At 53.1% G+C, this 19,475-nt stretch carries 10 protein-coding genes; 6 read left to right on the top strand and 4 right to left on the bottom strand.

Annotated features, from left to right (window positions below; genetic code table 11):
• Positions 1–181: 181 nt before the first annotated feature.
• Together METMI_RS24935 and METMI_RS27260 are read right to left on the bottom strand one after the other, a co-directional pair.
• On the bottom strand, positions 182–2,854 hold the full coding sequence (locus METMI_RS24935; protein ID WP_019868280.1) for a hypothetical protein: 2,673 nt from the start codon (positions 2,852–2,854) through the stop codon (positions 182–184).
• A 334-nt stretch (positions 2,855–3,188) separates the two neighbouring features.
• A complete protein-coding gene (locus METMI_RS27260; protein ID WP_156829934.1) occupies positions 3,189–3,335 on the bottom strand; it encodes a hypothetical protein in 147 nt (48 codons plus the stop codon).
• Positions 3,336–3,622: 287 nt separating this feature from the next.
• Here METMI_RS27260 and METMI_RS24930 point away from each other — a divergent pair, with 287 nt between their 5' ends.
• On the top strand, positions 3,623–4,159 hold the full coding sequence (locus tag METMI_RS24930; protein WP_019868278.1) for an RNA polymerase sigma factor: 537 nt from the start codon (positions 3,623–3,625) through the stop codon (positions 4,157–4,159).
• Between the two features lie 54 nt (positions 4,160–4,213).
• Positions 4,214–4,435 (top strand): MbtH family protein, encoded by a 222-nt coding sequence (locus METMI_RS0121055; RefSeq protein ID WP_019868277.1) that lies wholly within the window; start codon positions 4,214–4,216, stop codon positions 4,433–4,435.
• A gap of 21 nt (positions 4,436–4,456) precedes the next feature.
• Here the strand turns inward: METMI_RS0121055 and METMI_RS24925 are convergent, their stop codons facing one another.
• On the bottom strand, positions 4,457–5,185 hold the full coding sequence (locus METMI_RS24925) for a 4'-phosphopantetheinyl transferase family protein (protein WP_156829933.1): 729 nt from the start codon (positions 5,183–5,185) through the stop codon (positions 4,457–4,459).
• Complete coding sequence (locus METMI_RS0121045; protein WP_029151858.1) at positions 5,169–6,605, bottom strand: class I SAM-dependent methyltransferase; 1,437 nt, start codon at positions 6,603–6,605, stop codon at positions 5,169–5,171. Before METMI_RS0121045 ends, METMI_RS24925 begins: the two co-directional genes overlap by 17 nt.
• Before the next feature lie 310 nt (positions 6,606–6,915).
• Here METMI_RS0121045 and METMI_RS0121040 point away from each other — a divergent pair, with 310 nt between their 5' ends.
• The 4 genes from METMI_RS0121040 to METMI_RS25845 form a co-directional block, all read left to right on the top strand.
• On the top strand, positions 6,916–7,503 hold the full coding sequence (locus METMI_RS0121040; RefSeq protein WP_019868274.1) for an ankyrin repeat domain-containing protein: 588 nt from the start codon (positions 6,916–6,918) through the stop codon (positions 7,501–7,503).
• Positions 7,500–12,788: a non-ribosomal peptide synthetase gene (locus METMI_RS0121035; protein WP_019868273.1), complete on the top strand. Its 5,289-nt coding sequence runs from the start codon at positions 7,500–7,502 to the stop codon at positions 12,786–12,788. The genes METMI_RS0121040 and METMI_RS0121035 overlap by 4 nt, the downstream gene beginning before the upstream one ends.
• A 39-nt stretch (positions 12,789–12,827) precedes the next feature.
• Positions 12,828–14,432 carry an MBL fold metallo-hydrolase gene (locus METMI_RS0121030; protein WP_019868272.1) on the top strand — a complete coding sequence of 535 codons (1,605 nt, stop codon included), beginning with the start codon at positions 12,828–12,830 and terminating at the stop codon, positions 14,430–14,432.
• Positions 14,433–14,567: 135 nt separating this feature from the next.
• A partial coding sequence (locus METMI_RS25845; protein ID WP_019868270.1) for a non-ribosomal peptide synthetase occupies positions 14,568–19,475 on the top strand: 4,908 nt, incomplete at its 3' end.

The raw sequence follows: 19,475 nt of genomic DNA, 5'->3' as shown, positions 1-19,475 counted from the left end.
GTGCCCGGCCAATGTTTTTTTGTCAGTTAAATCTAAACGCCAGTAGGGGCGGATGGCTCCGCCCTTTTGATAGGCCATGCAGAAAGCCAAAGCCATCAGGCGGCCGGCCCGCCCCTGCGAAAACAATGTCGGCAATTCAAGATTGGCTGGATACAAGGTTGCGTGACGGGTCGGCCAGTGGTCAACTGAACGAGAGGCTGAGTTGGATCGCGCCCGAGTAACTATCCAAGTACGCGCCCTCATTACAGATCGGCGTGCCCAACTGGTAGCCGCCGGAGCTGGATAGGGGGTCGATCCACGGCCAGGCGCCTTTTTCAATCGAGACGCTCTGATGGGCCGAGAACGAGGCGACAGTGGCGCCGTCACGCAGATCCGCGACCGTAACGTCAATTTGCAAGCCCCCGTTGTATTCGGCCCCGATAATGATGCTTTCGTAAGGGGCTAGCCGTTGGGAAGCGCCCGTGACCAGGGTGCCGCCGGAGGCGCAGCTCGCGTTGACGGTCATCGGGTAGGCCGTGAGGTTGGTCAGTGTCACGGTTAGGCCGTTATTGTCGAGGCCGAGGAAATCATAAACAAACGCATTGGCAAAACCCCAACTGTTCGCGCTGGTGAAGAAATCCGAGGGTGAAACGCTATTGTTCCAGACCTCGTCCATGGCCGATTCGTCAGGATAGGTCGACCAACTCTGGTTGTCGGCGATCCAATATTTGTAATACTGTCCCGCATTGCCCGGATCCTCCTGGACGAGTTGGGCGTACGGGGGCACATCGTCAACCGGATCGCCGTTATCGTCGACGTACAGGTAGATTTGGTACTTGGCAGGGAGCAACATTTGCATCACGGAGATGATGTAGCCGGGTTTGGCTTGGGTAACCAGTTCGGAGGTCAGCGTGCCCGACCATGCCAGCGAGTCGGGGCCGGTGGATAGCGTTAATTGGTAGGCGGTCTGGAGTTTGGCCCAGTCGGTAAGGATAGCCTGTTCCATCGTGCCTGTCGCCGTCAGCAGGGACTCGAAATTGGTGCTGAGCTCGCCCCACAGTTCCGCGTAGGCGACTTGGAAGGGGCTAGGCGAGATGCTGCTGTTGGCACTTTGCGAACTGACCGCAACGTTAATGGCGGATTGGATGACATTGCCGAGCGTCGCGAACAGGTTGACGCCTTCCCCGACCACTGGGATCGCCTCGAGCACGGTATAGAGGATGCCTGAAAAGATCGAGAGGAGCAGGCCGCCCACGCTGGTTGATTCCCCTTGCTCGAAGCCCGCTTCCTGTCCGAGCTGGTTCAGGAGGTCGCCCTTGTCCATGAACAAGTCGGTGTGGAACTGGGTGTAATTGGCGAACAGCGCCTGCACCGCGATGGCGGCGGTGAGCTCGTCATTGAGCTGCTGCACCACCGCTAGCCAATCCTGCTCTTGGAACTGGCCCGGTTGGGTGAGGTTGTTCAACGTGTCCTGGTAGCTAGACAAGGGGGCGTCAAGGTTTGCATATTGGTTGCGCAGATCCGGGGCGGAGACGGGGATGAGCAGCCACTGCGCATCCGCATCGGACGGTGCGGCCGCGATCACTGGCACGCCGGAGGCGACGGGGCCTAAGGGGCTCAGGAACAGCCCGCTATCGCGGTCTTGGATTGTGGTCGGGGTGCTGTAATCGTCCAGGTTCCAGCTCCAATAGATAGCCCCATCCACTGTCGTTTGGCTACCCACCGTCACCGGGGCTTGGCCGCCATTGGCAAGCCCTTGGGTGAGCACGAGATTCTGGAGCAATTCGCTAAGGATGCGCCCATCAGGGGAAAGCTGCCAAATCTGGTCCGGCGTATTCTCCACGGTGGCCATGACAACACCGGAGCCAGAAACACTGCCGCCAGCCGTGAGCACGTAGAAATGGCCGTTGGTGTCCGCCAAGGTGCTTTGGATCATCACCCAAGGTGGTAACAGTTGGCTATTGACGTAAGTGTAGATGTCCTGTTGCGCCGGGGTGAACGTGGGGAACGCCGGATCCGACGCGGGCCAGCCCATGACCGTGTCCAGCGGGCTGGCTGGCACAAGATACCACTGCCCGCCGGTATAGTCCTGTGTGGTGGTGATGACGGTGGTTCCGGAATTGACATCACCTTGCGGAGCCAGGAACAGCCCTCCCTCGCGGTTCTGGAGTGTGGTCGGGCCCAGGCCGTTGCCCCAGTTCCAGCAGACCGAGGCCACCGTTAGAATTTGGCTACTCACCGTCACCGGGGCTTCGCCGTTGCTGGCCGTCCCTTGGGTGAGCACAAGGTTTTGAAGCAGGCCGCTAAGGATGCGCCCATCGGGGGAAATCTGCCAAGTTTGCCCCGGCGAGTTTGCCGAATCGGCCAGGGTGACACTGGAGCCAGAGGCGCTGCCGCTGGCTGTGAGCAGGTAGGTATCGTTATTGGCGTCCGTGAATTGGATGTTCACCCAGCGTGGGGACGGCCACACCAACACGGTGCCGGTCGCCCAAACCGGACTGTCCGACGCGTCGTAGAGCACGAGGTTGCCGTCGGTTTGGATCGCCAAGTATCCCGGGGTGATATTGTCACCGCTAAAGAGGGTGTCAATGAAGTTGTTCCCTTGTACGGTCAAAGAGCCATCCAAGCCCACAACGAACAGGGTTCCCTCGTTGTTTGTCCCGGTCGCCCACAGGGCGCGGCCAACGAAACTCGTGCTGCCTATCGGCGGGGCGCCAGCGATTTGGTAAAGGACCAGGTTCCCATCGGTCTGCATGATCAGTAGGCAGGCGTTGTTAGGGCTCATGATCCATTGCCCCTGGGCCAGGGTGGCGCCGGGTTGGAGGCTGGGTGTGCTGATTTGCTCCCCGACATCGTTCACAGTGATGTAGCTCATACTTTTTCCTCTTGCGTTAGGGATTTAACAGCCCCGAATGTCTAATAGAATCGTCCTGTTAGGGATAGTGCCCCTATTTGGGGAAGGCTTCCAAAGGGGGTCTTTGAATAATAGCAGCATAAAAATAGTTGAGGTGCTCGCTTGGTTTTTGTTTATGTATTTTTGAGAGGCAGTTATCAGATTTATGTCGGATACGGGCGGTTAGCGTGGGCCAGTTTTGGCTGGCGCTAACACGAAAGGGCCATGGCCGACGATGGGCCAGGCTATGGGTTCGCCACGCGGCAATCAGCACGGCATCGGTGCCGGCCGTGATAGATGGGCTTTGGCCGCGGACTTAGCCCATATCATCATGGTGTGCTTTGGCAACCGTGCCATTCACCCGCACTATGCCGTGCAAGACCACCAGCGCCACGCTTCGGGCCGCAGCGCCATAACCGCCTTTTCGCCTATCCGAAATGCCGCTAGTAAAAAAGTATGTCATTTGACATGGTCAGTATGGCAAATGGCGTACTAAAAATCTTGACATACTTAATGTTGGCTAGCGTGTTTAGTCCAAGAATGGGTTTTTAATTAAAGTATGGTTTTTAAGTGGCTAATAAATAGGGGGTAATTGGGCCTTATAAAGTTTTCTTGCAATCAATTAAATTTGGCGTGGATTGTGCTATTAACTGTTTAATCTTATTAATCAGTCGCTTGGTTACTTAGTTAGCCATTCAGGTTAGTGATTGTTTATGGGGTTGATCGTATCCACTAATCCACATTGATGCCATGAATATAGAAAAACTTTATCAAAACCATCAGCATGAACTGATAGATTTCTCGGCTCGGATTGTTTCCAACCGGGAAGTTGCCGAGGATATTACCCAAGAAAGCTTCATTATTTTTTTTCGGGAAAAAAAGCAGCAACATATTGAAAATCCGCGTGGGTTTTTATACCAAGTTGCAAAAAATCTCGCCTTCGATCACCTAAAACACAACAAAGTCATTAACAATTATATGCAGACCCAACAGCTGTCATCTGATTATGGCGGCCTTTCGCCTTCGGTCGAGCAGCTTATTGCGGATGGCCAATATGTGGAAATGATCAAGCAAGTGATTGATGAATTGCCCCCCCGTTGCCGGGAAACTTTTCTATTAAACAAGTTCCATGAAATGAACTATGCCGAAATAGCCAAATTCACGGGAATTTCTGAAAGTGGCGTTGAGAAGCACATGATGAAGGGCTTAAGGCATTGCCGGAAAAAGATTCCCGAGTTTTTGCCAAAAAAATCGCGGGTGAGGCCATATCAGGCATCCACCGTCTAGGAATAGGGATAAACATTGATTGCAGTCAGGGTACAAAACAACTTAGGAGTTAATATGGCTTACGATAATGAAGAAGATAAAACCGTTTACGAAGTGGTCGTTAATGATGAGGAACAATATTCGATTTGGCCTACTTATAAGGAGGTCCCTGTGGGCTGGAAAGCTCTGAATATCAGCGGAAGCAAAAAAGAATGCCTTGATTACATTGAAGAAGTGTGGACTGATATGCGCCCTTTGAGTTTGCGCAATTATATGGAACAAGCCGATATGCACTAATGCCCTCCCATTTGGCCATGCCTAAGGCTTGGCCCATTGCTTCAGGTTAATGGGGGGGCGGTCCGGGGCTTTCACCGTCAAGGCGGCGCTTAGGCCGTGGCCGAACTTTAAATCAATGAGCTTCCATTCATGAGTTGGGTAGCCTTCGGGCAATGACAGAAAACGGGGTTCCCCTTCGGTGGCGGTAATGACTTTTGCGGCTTCAAGTGTCATCCCCATCCCCACGGCTTTTAGGAAACTTTCTTTCCGCGTCCATAATTGATAAAACACCGCCAGCTTTTCTTGCCCGGTTGCGGTGTGCCACGTTGCTTGCTCACTATCGCCAAAGCAGGTTTTGGCGGCACCGGACAGGTCCATGCCGCTATTCCACACTTCTATATCCACGCCAAGATAATCATAGCCGCCAACGGCAACCGCCATTTTGTCACCGGAATGCGATAAATTGAATTTAAGCGCGGCGGCTTTCCCCGTTAGGTGGGGCTTGCCATAGGCGGCTATGGTAAAGCTTATGGTGGCGGGCGCCATGCCCAGGTACGAAGCCAAGATGGCCCTTAGCTTGCCGTGGCTGATAATGTATTGGCGGCGATGGGTTTCGTGTACAAACCGCATCGCTTTGGTTTTTTCATCAGCATCCAGTATCTCCCGGAAATAGGCGTACAGGGCATCATCCGCCGATAGGTCTTCTAGCCACACATCAACCGCACCGGTAGGCACACCAACCATCGCTGTAGGTTCAGCGGTGGAATTCAAGCAAGTAATGCAACACGTTCAGGATATAAATTAATTTCAGGAACGGCTGCTCGTCCAAGCCGAAAATGGGGCGTTGGATTTGAAAAATTTCCCGCAAGTCCCTTTGCCCGTCAACCGCTGCAAACACGGTTTCCAGTAACCTGGAAAAGTCGGCGGGGATTGAAAAAATGTGCCCCATGACGCTGACCTGTAAGCATTCATTAACGCCGCCTTTCCCGTCAAACGATTTCCCGGTTGTGAATGTTAAGGCCCGATTCTGGACGAGCCGCGGTATTTCCTGCCAAACAGCGTCATTGGGTTCAAAAAATCGGCTGACATCCTTGAGGTTTGCGCCATCTGGATGCGGGTTATTTTTTCTTAATACAAAATAATGGACTAATTGATTGATGGAATCGGCCTCAGGATAGGCCTTTTCCATATTAAGATAGATAAACCGTTGGTTTTCCAGCTCGATGACGTCAAAACCCAGGGTATTGAATAAGGGCGGCAATTCAGCCAGGTTGCGCATACCCAATTCCGGCGGGTCGGTGGCGACCCGGAAGGGTTTGGAGAAATTGATCCATCTACCTTCCGGCTTAAGTATGCGGCGGATTTCTTTTGCCAAGCCCAGCGGATTGCTGACAATGTCCAGCATATATTGGGTGACGACAACGGATAAGGACGCGTCCTTAAACGGTAAGTTATTGACGTTCGCCGTCAGGAAATGGATGTTGCCGGCTTCCTGTACGGGCGGCGTGAGCGTGACCTGCCGCCAATTGGCTTCTGGCAAATGAAGCTCCAACGCTTCGCCTGCCATCAATGTTTTGGCCGCCAACAAGGTTGGCAGTGATAAATCTACGCCATACGCCACTACAAAATGCTTGGCGACGCTATGCAGCAAGCCACAGGCCCCCGCGCCCAATACCGCCACTGCTTGCCGGTCATCACAATGCTCATGGACCGTTTTGCCAAGCTGTGCGGCAACTTTTTCAAAATCAGTGGTTCCCGACCAGTCCTGATAAAAATACGGCAACATGTCATGGAAGGTCGTACCGGTTTTTATCATGCTCCAAGCCAGTAAATCGGCTTGTACGGGATGGTCTTGCAGAAATTCGATGATGGGCTGGTAAGGCCTTTCCAGGACGCCAGTATTTTTTCCTATGCCCTTAAGGGCCGCGCCTATCCGTTCAGAAAATTCGCTGTCTGGAAATTGCGCTTGGAAGGCACGCAAGTTATCAGCCATTTGGGCCAAGCCCGCTTGGGCTTCCGCCATTTCCTGCACATAACCTTGTATGGAAACCGCCGCACCGGGGATGAACACGCCGATGCCTTTTATGGACGGATAATATCTTCCGCAGTGGGGACAAGCCCATTGCCCCACAGGGGTGGCGGTCAATTCATTGGCACAGACAATACATTGGTACAGGGGCAGGTTATCCATTGGTTTTTTATATAGATAATAAAGGGTTAAGAATTTTTGACGGTTTCAAAAAAAGGAGGCGTGTTTTTGCTTGCCCTAACAAGACGCGCCAATAATCGGATCCCCTCAGTAACTTTCAAGTTAATGGGATAGCCAACTTTTACTTCCCCACAAAAAAAGCCGCCACCGGGCAGGCCGTTTTTAAATTAGCAATTCCGCCGATGAGGTTGTTCCAAGATTCATTCGTCATAAGGTTTATAAAAACCATCGGATAAAGGTCTTTGTCCGTGTTGGGCTGATTGGAACCTGATTGCTTGTTTAGGAATTGTCTATGTCTGTTTTAAAGCTGGTTGAAGCGGTAAAGGCGGGGGATGTTGAAAATGTGGCGGCTTTGCTAGATAGCGGGGAGGCTATCGGGCAACAAGACGGTTACGGTTGGACGGCATTAAATTGGGCGGCGGGTAAAGGCAACCCCGACACCATCCGCCTATTGTTGGCGGCCGGTGCGGATATAACCCATGCCGGCAGGGACAAGCGGACGGCGTACCAAATCGCCTTGGCCGCCGCACAAACCGAAAACGCGGCGGTTTTATACCGTGCCGAACAAGAGGCCGGCATCCGCCTTGGCCCCGGCATTCAGGATTATTGCAAAGCTTATGTTGCCGCAGATTTAAAACAATTTCCCGGTTGGCCTTCACAACTGCCGGGCCTGGCTGACGAAGACCTTGTGTTTTTGCATGCTGACCTGAGCGTCACCCGCTCTATGCTGGCGGGCAAAGAGGTGCTGTTCGCCGGGACATCGGTTGCTTGGGAAATATTTTGCAAACAGCAACTGGCGTTTAAGGTTCCGGGCGATTTGGAATGGGCGGCCGCCTTTTCCGCAAAAAAACCTGTTACGGCCGCCCAGCCAGAGCTATGAACATGCCCAATGCCAAGCAGCCCGTTCGGGGCGCCGATGCGCATGTGGATGTGGACGGGGCCTATTCATTGGTGGAGGTGTTGAGGGCCAGGGCGGCGCAACAAAGCCATCGTCGTGCCTATACGTTTTTGCCTGATGGTGAAAAACAAGCCTTTCATCTCAGTTATGGCGAGTTGGACCAACAAGCCCGCGTGATCGCCGCCAATTTGCAGGATTTAGGTTTGCAGGGCGGACGCGCCGTATTGCTTTATCCCCAAGGCTTGGACTATATCGCCGCATTTTTCGGCTGCCTTTATGCGGGCGTGGTCGCCGTTCCGGCTTACCCGCCGCGCAACAACCGCCATTTGCCACGTTTGCAAACCATTCTGGCTGATTGCCAAGCGGCGGCCATCTTAACCAATCAATCGACCTCACAAACATTAGAAGCCCTGTTTGGGGCAGTCCCGACCGTGCCAATAGTGGCAACCGACGTTTTGGATAATGCTGATGGCGGCTGGCAATTGCCTGGTTCCAAACCGCAGGACGTGGCTTTTCTGCAATATACCTCAGGGTCTACCGGTGATGCCAAAGGGGTGATGGTGACGCATGCCAACCTGATGGCGAACCAACGCCTGATCAAACAAGGTTTCGGCCATGGCCCGCAATCCACCGTGGTAGGCTGGTTGCCGTTGTATCACGATATGGGCTTGATTGGTAATGTCATGCAGCCTTTGTACATCGGTGCGCCCGTGGTGCTGATGCCGCCACTGGCATTTTTGGAGAAGCCCTTGCGCTGGTTGCAGGCGGTTTCCGATTACCGCGCCCATACCAGCGGCGGCCCCAATTTTGCTTTTGATTTTTGTGTGCAAAAAATTTCCGCCGAAGAAAAAAGCCGGCTTGATCTAAGTGCATGGCAAGTGGCTTTTAACGGGGCCGAGCCAGTCTATGCGGCAACTTTAGAACGGTTCACCGAGGCGTTTGCCGGGTGCGGGTTCCAACGCCGGGCGTTTTATCCTTGTTATGGTTTGGCGGAAGCGACTTTGTTGGTTACGGGCGGTGATAAGGCGGCGCCACCGACGGTTAAGGCTTTCCATAAAGAGCAGCTGGAAGGGCATATTGCCAGTACCGGTTTTGTGGGCGATGCCAGCCGGTTTTTGGTAGGTTGCGGTTTTGTCGGTGAAAACCACCGGCTCAGGATAACCGATACGCAAACCCAAGCGCTTTGCGGGCCGGGATGTGTTGGAGAAATCCAAGTCAGCGGCGCGGGTGTTGCCCAAGGTTATTGGCAAAATACCGTGGCCACCTCTGAAAGTTTTGTCGAGGATGGCAACCATCAAATTTGGTTGCGCACGGGCGATTTGGGGTTTATTGACGAAGGCGAGCTGTTTGTCGTTGGCCGAAGCAAAGACCTGATTATTATCAGGGGCCGTAATTACTATCCCCACGATTTGGAGATGGCCGCCGCCGCTTCGGTGGCTTGTTTAAACCCCAATGGCTTGGCGGCTTTTTCAGTGGCGGATGGGAATGAAGAAAAGCTGGTCTTGCTTGCCGAATTAAAACGTGGCCATTTAAGACAAACAGATTTCCGCGTGGAATTCGCGGCAATCCGTGGGCGTTTGGTTGAAGAATGTGGCATCCAGGCCGCTGCCATTGTGTTTGTCAGGCCAGGAGCCATTTTAAAGACGACTAGCGGCAAAATCCGCCGTAGCGATTGTAAAAAAGCTTTTCTAGACCAGCAGATGGAGGTGGTGGCTAAGGACGGATACGAACCCGCCCCGCCAGCCGCCACGCATCCGTCCGGGCCGGAAGGTGCTTTGCTTAGGCACACTTTACTGGCGGCATCATTGGAGAGTGGCAAAGAACTGCTCGCCAATTTTTTAAGCGGCAAAATCCGGGCCTTGTCCGGATTGTCCGTGGAAGCCGTCGACTGGTCTGCCCCGGTATTAGCCTTAGGCATAGACTCCTTGAAGGCGATGGAACTGAAATATGCCATTGATGATTTGCTGGCGATTGATGTGCCCGTCACTTTGATATTGGCGGACACATCAATTATGGAATTGGCGGCTTGCGCGTTGGATTTAGGACACCAAAAGCACCTGGCCCTGGTGGCTACTGCGGAACCCGACACCGCGGCTAACCTGGCATTATCCTTAGGGCAACGGGCGGTCTGGACGGTATGCCAGTTTGAAGCCAACACACCCGTTTACAATTTGCCTGTCGCCTTGCAGATCAGCGGCAAAATTGAGGTTGACAGTTTCCGCCATGCATTGCGCGTTTTAGTTAGTAGGCACACGCAATTACGCACCGGGTACCGGCTTGAAAACGGCCTGCCCATGCCCGTGTTGTTGCCGGAGATTAACCCGGTGTTTGTGCAGCATACTTGTAAGGACGCACAGGCCAGGGATCGGCTGCTTATCGCTGAAATCCAGCGGCCATTTGATTTGGAACACGATCTGAAGTTAAGGGCGGCCTTATTTAGCACCGCCGCCGACGACCCTATCCTGTTGTTTTGCGCCCACCATATTGCCGTCGATTTCCGCTCATTGGTCATTTTGCTCGGAGAATTGCAGGCCGTGTATGGCGCGTGCAGCATCGGGCAAGCGTTTAGTTTGCCAACCTTGGCCGCCACTTATGATGATTTTATTGCTTGGCAGCAAAACTACTTAAGCAGTGCGCTTGCGGGCCAGGCTTTGGGTTACTGGCAAGGGCAATTGGCGGGGGATTTGCCCAAGCTGTCCCTGCCCGTCGGGAAGGTGCGTCCGAACACGGCCACTTACCACGGTGGCATAGAAACCCTGGCGATAGGGTTTGCCACCCTGCGCCAGTTGCAAGACATGGCGGCACAACAAGGGGTGACTTTGTATATGTTGCTGCTGGCGGTGTTCAAGGTCTTGCTTTACCGCTACAGCGGCCAAGAAGATATTATCGTGGGCTCGCCGATGTTCGGACGGCCTAAACAAGATTTTTCCCAAGTCGTCGGGTATTTCGTCAATCCGGTGGCCTTACGCAGTTTCCCCGAAGGCGGCAAGCCTTTCATTGGGTTTCTTCATGAAACCAAGCAAACCGTGTTGGCGGCTTTACGGCACCAAGATTATCCGCATGGCTTATTGGTGGAAAAATTGCAGCCTGCGCGTGAGCCAGGGCTGTCGGCGTTTTACCGGGCCAGCTTTGTTTTGCAAAGTGATGTCCACGGTGATGCTGGCGCGGCGGCGTTGGCCTTAGGTTTGCCCGATTGTCAGCTGGCTTGGGCGGGCATCACCGCCAGGACGGTTTGCTTGCCTGAAACGGTTGCCCAGTTTGACCTCAATTTGATGATGGCGGTGACGGGCGACGGTTTGGGCGCTTCATTCCAATACAACCATGGTGTGCTGGAGCAAGAGACGGTCATGCGCATGGCGGGGCATTTCCAGCGGCTCTTGCAGGGCATCTTAGATAATCCCTACCAGCCGCTAAGCGCATTGCCCTTGCTGGCGGTGTCCGAGTTACGGCAATTGATGGCTTGGAGTGGCGCGATTGTTGACTGCCCGGCTGATGTTTGCATCCACCACCGGTTTGAAAAGCAGGCGATGGCAACGCCGGACGCTATCGCGGTGGTTTTTGAAGGCCAGGTTTTAAGTTATGCCGAACTAAACGCCAAGGCCAACCAGTTGGCCCATTTTTTACGCAGCCAAGGCGTGGTGGCCGATACCTTGGTGGGGATTTGTGTGTCCCGCTCGTTAACGATGATTGTTGGTTTGTTGGGGACTTTAAAAGCAGGCGGCGCCTATCTTCCCCTAGACCCCGATTATCCCCAAGACCGTCTGGTTTACCTTGTGGCGGATGCCAAGCCCCTGCTCGTGCTGACGGAACAGCCCCTGGCCGGGTCACTGCCGGCAAACTTGCGGTTGCTATGCCTTGACGCGGTGCCGCTTGAAACCTACAGCCTTGCCAATCCGGTTAATGTGGGTAGCCCGGAGAACCTTGCTTATGTCATTTACACATCGGGTTCCAGCGGGAACCCTAAAGGCGTGGCCATCACCCATCAAAATGTCCGGCGGCTGTTTGCCGCAGCAGGTCGGCTGTTTGATTTTTCCTCCGCTGATGTGTGGAGCCTGTTCCATTCTTTCGCATTTGATTTTTCGGTCTGGGAAATATGGGGGGCTTTGCTTTATGGCGGCAAGCTGGTTGTTGTGCCGTATTGGGCTTGCCGGTCCCCGGAAGCCTTCCATCGGCTTTTATCCGTAGAGGGTGTGACGGTATTGAGCCAAACCCCTTCCAGTTTTTATCAGCTTGACGCTTTCGATGGGGAACTAGGCAAGGGCCAGGCTTTATCCCTACGCTGGGTGATTTTTGGCGGGGAAGCATTGGAGCCTTGGCGCTTACGGGGATGGTTTGCGCGCCATGCCGGAACGGGCCCACGGCTCGTCAATATGTATGGCATCACCGAAACGACCGTGCATGTCACCCACCATGGCCTTCCGGCAAGCCCGAACACCGACGCGGCGAGCATCATCGGCCGCCCTTTAGGCGATTTGCAAACATTTATATTTGATCCGCGGCTGGCTCCCGTGCCTATCGGGGTTGCCGGAGAACTGTATGTGGGCGGCGCAGGGTTGGCGAGAGGCTATCTGAACCGCCCTGGACTGACAGCGGAAAGGTTCATCCCCCATCCTTATCCGGTAAAGCCAGGCCAACGCTTGTACCGGACGGGTGATGTGGCGCGTTACCGTCCTGACGGCCAGATTGAATATCTAGGGCGCATCGACACCCAAGTCAAAATACGCGGTTTCAGGATTGAGTTAGGCGAAATCGAAGCCCGGTTATTGCAACATGAAGCCATTAAAAAAACCGTGGTGTTGCTTAAGCAAGAGCCAGGCAATAAATACCTGATTGCCTATCTTGTTGCCCGGGCCGAATCGCCGCCAGACGTCCACGCGCTTAAAGCCTTCCTTAAACAAACGTTGCCCGATTATATGGTTCCGGCCGCTTTTGTTTTTCTCGACGACCTGCCGTTGACCGCCAACGGTAAGCTCGACCGCAAGGCCTTGCTGGCTATGGCCAGCCAAGGTTGGCAACGCCGTGAATACACGCCTCCACGGGATGAGGCGGAGCAGGCGGTTGCCGAGATCTGGCAACAAATCTTGGGTGTTGAACGGTTGGGCATACATGACGATTTTTTCGAGTTGGGAGGGCATTCCTTATCCGCCGTGCAAGTCGTCAGCAAAATCCGCGAAACTTTTGCGGTTGACGTGCCGGTGAAAACGCTGTTTGAAGCCCCGACCATCGCCGAGTTTGTCGACAAAGTTGGCGAACACCAAACCGATTAGCCGCCCTTTCCCCTCCTAAACCAACCCATCGTAGCCTTCATGAACAAGCAAACTTCATATCGTTTGGCAGACGCCACTGTGGCGGAAGCCTTGGTCGATAACTGGGTGGCGTGGCCGCACACGTTCTCGCCCGTGCCCTACAGCCTGCACCTGTTGAATTATCAGAAAAAAACCTTGGCCTCGTATTTGCAAAACCCGGCCTTGCATGTCAAGTCCAGCCAAAACCCCAAATTATTGGGCGGGGCGTTCGTCAACCTGCCTGTCGAACGTGTCCCTGATATTGTAGCGTTGCTGGAGCGTTTGGAGAGGGTGCATAGTGATGATCTGGCCTTAGCCCAAGAACTGGTTGATTTCCAAAATCTGTTGGATAAGGAAGCCGTCGGGCAAAGCCTGAACAGCTATTACCCACACTTGCCCGAAAGCCTGCGCGGCTATGTCGAATTGCTGTATGACTACCACAGCCGCCCCATTGTCCGTTGCATTGAGAGCCTGTTTTACCACAGCCGCCATTACAAAAAACAGTTGCAATCTTTGCATTTGTTTACCCAAACCCATGACCGGATGCGGGCTTATTACATGAGCACGCCGCGTTTGCCTGATTCAAATAGCATTGATTGGACACTCCCGTTCGCGCAAGCCGAGTTGGACGGATTGTTTAAGTTGGACAGCCAGCCACAGCCCTTGGCGTTTATCCGCGAACTGTTGGGTTTGGCCGCCGCCGATGATGGAAAGCTCTTGCCCTTGTTGACCAACCAACCGCCCAAAACCACAGCAAACTGGCAAGGGCAGGGGACGCGCATACGCTATTTTGGGCATGCCAGCATGTTGGTCGAATTTAACGGCACCGCCATTCTGATAGACCCCTTCCTTACCGTACAACCCGGCCAAGGCGGCATCGAGAGGTACACCTTCCAAGATTTGCCGCCCAAAATTGACTATGTGCTGATCACGCATGGCCATCACGACCATTTTGTGTTTGAAACCCTGCTCAGGATCCGTCACAAAATTGGCTGCTTGGTCGTACCGAAAGCATCCGGCATTTTTTATGGCGATATTTCCCTGAAATTAATGGCTCAGGCTTTGGGCTTTTCGAATGTAGTGGAAGTTGAGCCCTTAGATACGATTGCCGTGTTGAATGGCGAAATCGTCGCCGTGCCCTTCTTAGGCGAGCATAACGATTTACCGTTCGCCAAATCCGCTTATCTGGTCAAAGCAGGCACTAAGCAAATCCTGTTCGCCGCCGATTCCAATTGCTTGGACAAACGCATGTACGAAAACCTGTGCGCCGAACGCGGCGCGGTTGATGTGGTGTTTTTGGGCATGGAATGCGTCGGCGCGCCGTTATCGTGGGTTTACGGGCCGATCCTGCCGAAACTGCCTGATTACAAACATTGCCAATCCCGCCGCTCCAACGGCAGTAACGCCGCCGTGGCGATGGACTTGTTGCAGGCGGTTGGTAACCATCAAGTTTACGTTTACGCCATAGGCCGCGAACCGTGGCTGCAATATTTCATGGCCTTGGAACCTGAAGATGATGATGTGTATATCCAAGAAATCAACCAATTGCTGACGGCTTGCCAAAACCAAGGTTTCATTGAGGCCAGACGGCTGTATGGCAGGGATGAGATTTTCTTGGAGAGGTAAGTGTTTAGGTGACGCATCACCTACCTCGCATAAGGCAGTATTCAAACCCAACACGCTAAATGGCCGACCGCACGCACAGGTGTGGGAACGCCAAGAAAAATAACCATAAATTGGCAAAAAAACAGGACGACGACCATGCAAGATGCCACAGCAACTCCCCTAGACGCCGCCCAACAAAAACGTGCGCGGCTAATTGCAAAGCTCACAAACAATGCGCCTGTAAATTCCATCAGCCGCCGCGAAAGCCCAGGCATGGCACCGCTTTCTTTTGGGCAAGAAGCCTTATGGCTAATGTCGCACTTAGCACCGGACAACCCGATTTACAATGTCGCGGGGGCTTTGGAATTTAACGGCAGGCTCAATATCGCCGCCTTGCAACAAAGCTTGGATGAGGTGGTGCGCCGTCATGAAATCCTGCACAGCCGTTTTGGTTCCGAACAGGGAACCGTCATCCAGCGCGTTGACGGTTGTTGCCAGCTTAGTTTGCGGCTGTTGGATTTGGATAATGTCGATGCAGCCCTAGCTGACGGTTGTTTCCAACACTGCGCCGACGAATTCATCCGTATGCCGTTTGACCTCAACAATGCCGCGCCGTTACGCGCCATGCTGCTGAAGTTGGTTAGCCAGCGGCATATCTTGGTGTTGGCCTTGCACCACATCGTGGCTGACCGTTGGTCGGTTGGCATTTTGATGCGCGAAGTCGCCGGATTATATCGCCAATTCGGCAGTGGTTTGCCGTCAACGTTGCCGGAATTAGGCATTGACTATGGCGATTTTGCCGCATGGCAACGTCAACAAGGCAGTTTGGTGCAAAACCATCAGGATTACTGGCAACAAAAATTGCAAGGTCTGCCGCCGTTACTGGCCTTGCCGACTGACTACCCAAGACCCGCCTCGCTTAGTTATCGGGGGGATTTATACCATTTTGCATTGCCCCCCGGACTTAGTGTGGCGATTAACCAGTTGGCGAAGCAATACAACGCCACCTTGTTTATGGTCATGGCGGCGGCGTTGCAAGTTTTGTTGCACCGTTACACAGGCAGCGATGATATTGCGATTGGTTATACCGTCGCTGGACGCACCCAAAGCCAAGTTACCGAATTAATTGGTTTTTTCGTCAATACCTTGGTGTTGCGCGGGCAGTTGGATGATGACAATGGCTTTGCGGATTTATTGGCAAAAACCCGTAGCCAAGCCTTAGACGATCAAGCCCATCAGGATATTGCTTTTGGGCAATTATTGGAAGCCGTTAATCCGGTGCGCAATCCCAGTTATGCACCGTTATTCCAAGTCATGCTCACTGTGCAGAACGCCCCGCGTGTTGATTTTCGTCTGCCTGGACTTGAGGTTACGCCTGTCCGTTTAGATGGCAAAGCCGCGCAATTTGATTTGACGTTTCTGTTTGAAGAACAGGAAGGTGTTTTACAAGGCACTATTGAATACAGCACGGATTTGTTTGCATCAGCGACTTTGGGAAGGCTGGCAGGGCATTTACAAACCTTATTAACGGCGATGGTGGCTAATCCTGAATTGGCCTTGAAGCAATTGCCGATACTCACGCCAGCAGAATGGCAACAAATGGTCGTTGATTGGAATACTTCAAAATCAGCATCCGACGATGTTTTGTCACAACCGCTGACGCAACGGTTTGCCAAGCAAGCGCAAGTTACGCCCGATCACATGGCTTTGGTGTTTGTCGAAGAAAAACTCAGTTATCGTGAGCTTAATCAGCGTGCCAATGATTTGGCTCACACACTCCACGACTTAGGCATCAAACCGGAAAGCCGGGTTGGTGTTTGTGCGGAACGCTCGGTCGATTTGGTGGTGGCCTTATTGGCCGTGTTGAAAGCCGGGGCGGCTTATTTGCCGCTAGATCCCAGCTACCCGCAGGAACGGCTGGATTTTATGGCCAAAGATGCGGCGGTGGCGCTGCTTCTGGTGCAAACCGCGTTCGTCGATAGATTCCAAAAACTTCTGTGTCCTATCGTCAGTATCAAACAAAACGCAACCGCCCGTGAACCTTTGGTGTGTCCTGCCAGCTTGGACAATACCGCCTACCTGATTTATACCTCCGGTTCATCAGGCCAGCCCAAAGGCGTGGCAGTTAGCCATCGTAACTTGCTGCATTCGACGCTGGCGCGGTTTGAATATTATCAAGAATCGCCTGATTGTTTCCTATTGTTGTCTTCATTTGCTTTTGACAGTTCGGTGGCGGGTATTTTTTGGACTTTAAGCCAAGGCGGCTGTTTGTGTTTACCCCAAACCGCCGATACCACCAATCCAAATGCTTTAGCCAAATTGATCCAAAAGCATCAGGTCAGCCATGTTTTGGCCTTGCCATCATTTTATGCCGCCCTCATCAGCGAGGCTAATCTGCCGTTATTGGCTACGCTTAAGGCCGTCATAGTTGCCGGGGAAGCGTGTTCTGGCGAACTGGCTAACGAACATCAGCGCAAACTGCCGCAGGTTAAGTTGTTCAACGAATACGGCCCGACCGAAGCGACGGTGTGGAGCAGTGTTTATCACAGCGAAACATCGGAAGCCACAGGCACCTTGACTATAGGCCGCGCCATTGACCGGGTGCAGATGTATATTCTTGATAAGCATAGTGAACCTGTACCAATGGGTGTCAGTGGTGAGTTGTATATTGCTGGTGCAGGTATCGCGCAAGGCTATATCAACCGCCCCGGTTTGACGGCGGAAAAATTTATCCCTAACCCTTTCGGCGTGGCGGGTAGCCGTTTATACAAAACAGGCGACCTAGCGAAGTTCCGTGACGATGGCAATATCGAATTTCTAGGCCGCATGGATTATCAAGTCAAAATCCGGGGTTTTAGGATTGAGTTGGGTGAGATTGAAGCGCGGCTTACTTGCTTTCCTAGTGTGCGTGCCGCCGTTGTGCTGGCAAGGGAAGATAATCCAGGCGACAAACGGCTAGTGGCGTATTTGTTAGCCGATGTTGAGCTTAACATCAGTGATTTGCGTGAGCATTTATCCTTGGTGCTGCCCGACTACATGATCCCTGGCGCGTTTGTTAGGCTGGCGGAATTTCCGTTAACCCCAAACGGCAAGCTAGACCGCCGTGCCTTGCCTGAACCCGATAGGATGGCAGTGTCAACGCAAGATTATGCCGCCCCGCAAACTTTGGCAGAAACGGTACTGGCTAAGTTGTGGCAAGAGTTGTTAGGTGTGGAAAAAGTCGGGCGTGACGATCACTTTTTTGAGTTGGGCGGACATTCGCTGATGGCGATTAGCTTGGTTGAGCAGCTACAGCAACAAGGTTTTTCAGCGGAAGTGATGAACGTGTTCACGATGCCCGTGCTTGCTGAGATGGCAGCGACTTTAGTGGCTGACGTGCCAACTACAAACAGGGTGGCATTCGGGGCTATCCCGGAAGGCAGCACAGTGATCACGCCGGACATGTTGCCCTTGGTCAGTTTGACACAAGAAGCAATAAACGCGTTAATCGCCGAAGTGCCAGGAGGAATTGCCAATATCCAAGACATTTATCCGCTGGCGCCGTTACAAGATGGCATTTTGTTCCATCATTTGCTGGCGACGGATAGCGATGCTTATTTAAAACGTTCGCTGCTGTGTTTTGCTTCGCGGGAACGATTGGATAGTTTTTTAGCCGCGCTGCAGATTGTCATCGACCGCCACGATATTCTCCGCACCGCCATCCATTGGCAAGGCTTACCCCATGCGGTGCAAGTGGTGCAACGGCAAGCCCGGTTGCCGATAATCCATCTTTCAGTGGAAGCAGGTGTTGACGCTTTGCAAACCCTTCAGGAACAAACCCAGCTTATCCATTTACGCATGGGTTTACAGAAAGCGCCGCTGTTTGTCGCCTACATTCTATTTGATCCGATTGCCGACAAGTGGTTACTGGCTTTGGTCAACCATCATTTGATTGACGATAATTACACGCTCCAACTTATCCTTTCAGAAATTAACCAAATTTTTCTAGGGCAGGGCGATCAATTATTGCCGCCTTTGCCGTACCGTCATTTTATTGCCCAAGTCATCAGCGTTCCTGAAACCGAGCATGAAGCGTATTTCCGCAGCCAATTGGGTGATATAGATGCCCCCACCGCCCCGTTCGGGGTTTTGGATATTCAAGGCAATGGCAGCCAAATCAATGAAGCCCATTTAGTTTTAGATGAGAGTTTGGCGCAACGCCTGTACAGCACAGCGCGTCAGCAAGGTGTGACCGTCGCTGTGTTGTGCCATGTCGCTTGGGCGCAAGTGCTGGCGCAATGTACGGGGCGTGATGATGTGGTGTTTGGCACGGTGTTGTCAGGACGCTTGCAAACCCAAACAGGCGCAAGCCAAGCCCTGGGCGTGTTCATCAATACCTTGCCGATACGGCTCAGTTTAGATGGCTATAGCGTCAGGCAAATTGTCGCTGATTGCTACTCCCGGCTTGGGCGTTTGTTGGATCACGAACACGCTGCTTTGGCATTGGCGCAACGCTGTAGTGGTGTCGCGGCGGGTTTACCATTATTCACTACGTTGCTGAATTACCGGCACAGCAATTTGATTGCGGAAAATTCAACGGAGTTATTTGCTTGGCAAGATATTGAGTTATTGGCTACGGAAGAACGTACCAATTATCCGGTCACGCTGTGTGTTGACGATTTAGGGGAGGGCATCCGTATCACCGCACAATGTGTCCAGGACATAGATGCAGTGAGGATCGCCGCTTATTTTGAAACCGCGCTTGATAAATTGACCGAGGCGTTACAGCAAACTCCAGATTTTAGGGTGTGCCAACTTAGTATTTTGCCTGATAGCGAACGCCAGCAGCTATTGCAAAACGGCAACGCCCACCTGACGGCTTACCCGGCGCAACCGTGCCTGCACCAACGCTTCGAAGCCCACGCGGCAAGCGCCCCCAACGCCATCGCCCTGAGCTACCAAGGGCAAACCTTAAGCTACGGCGGACTCAACCGACTAGCCAACCGCCTCGCCCACGGCCTCATCGCCCACGGCGTCCGCCCCGACCAATTGGTCGCCCTGTGCGCCGAGCGTAGCCCGGACATG

It is taken from the genome of Methylovulum miyakonense HT12 (assembly GCF_000384075.1).
GTDB classification, from domain to species: domain Bacteria; phylum Pseudomonadota; class Gammaproteobacteria; order Methylococcales; family Methylomonadaceae; genus Methylovulum; species Methylovulum miyakonense.
This window is presented reverse-complemented; position numbering and strand designations above follow the sequence as displayed.

Coding starts and splice junctions, on each gene's coding strand:
- METMI_RS24935 (WP_019868280.1), bottom strand. CDS start 2,854: ATGAGCTACATCACTGTGAACGATGTCGGGGAGCAAATCAGCACACCC.
- METMI_RS27260 (WP_156829934.1), bottom strand. CDS start 3,335: ATGACATACTTTTTTACTAGCGGCATTTCGGATAGGCGAAAAGGCGGT.
- METMI_RS24930 (WP_019868278.1), top strand. CDS start 3,623: ATGAATATAGAAAAACTTTATCAAAACCATCAGCATGAACTGATAGAT.
- METMI_RS0121055 (WP_019868277.1), top strand. CDS start 4,214: ATGGCTTACGATAATGAAGAAGATAAAACCGTTTACGAAGTGGTCGTT.
- METMI_RS0121045 (WP_029151858.1), bottom strand. CDS start 6,605: ATGGATAACCTGCCCCTGTACCAATGTATTGTCTGTGCCAATGAATTG.
- METMI_RS0121040 (WP_019868274.1), top strand. CDS start 6,916: ATGTCTGTTTTAAAGCTGGTTGAAGCGGTAAAGGCGGGGGATGTTGAA.
- METMI_RS0121035 (WP_019868273.1), top strand. CDS start 7,500: ATGAACATGCCCAATGCCAAGCAGCCCGTTCGGGGCGCCGATGCGCAT.
- METMI_RS0121030 (WP_019868272.1), top strand. CDS start 12,828: ATGAACAAGCAAACTTCATATCGTTTGGCAGACGCCACTGTGGCGGAA.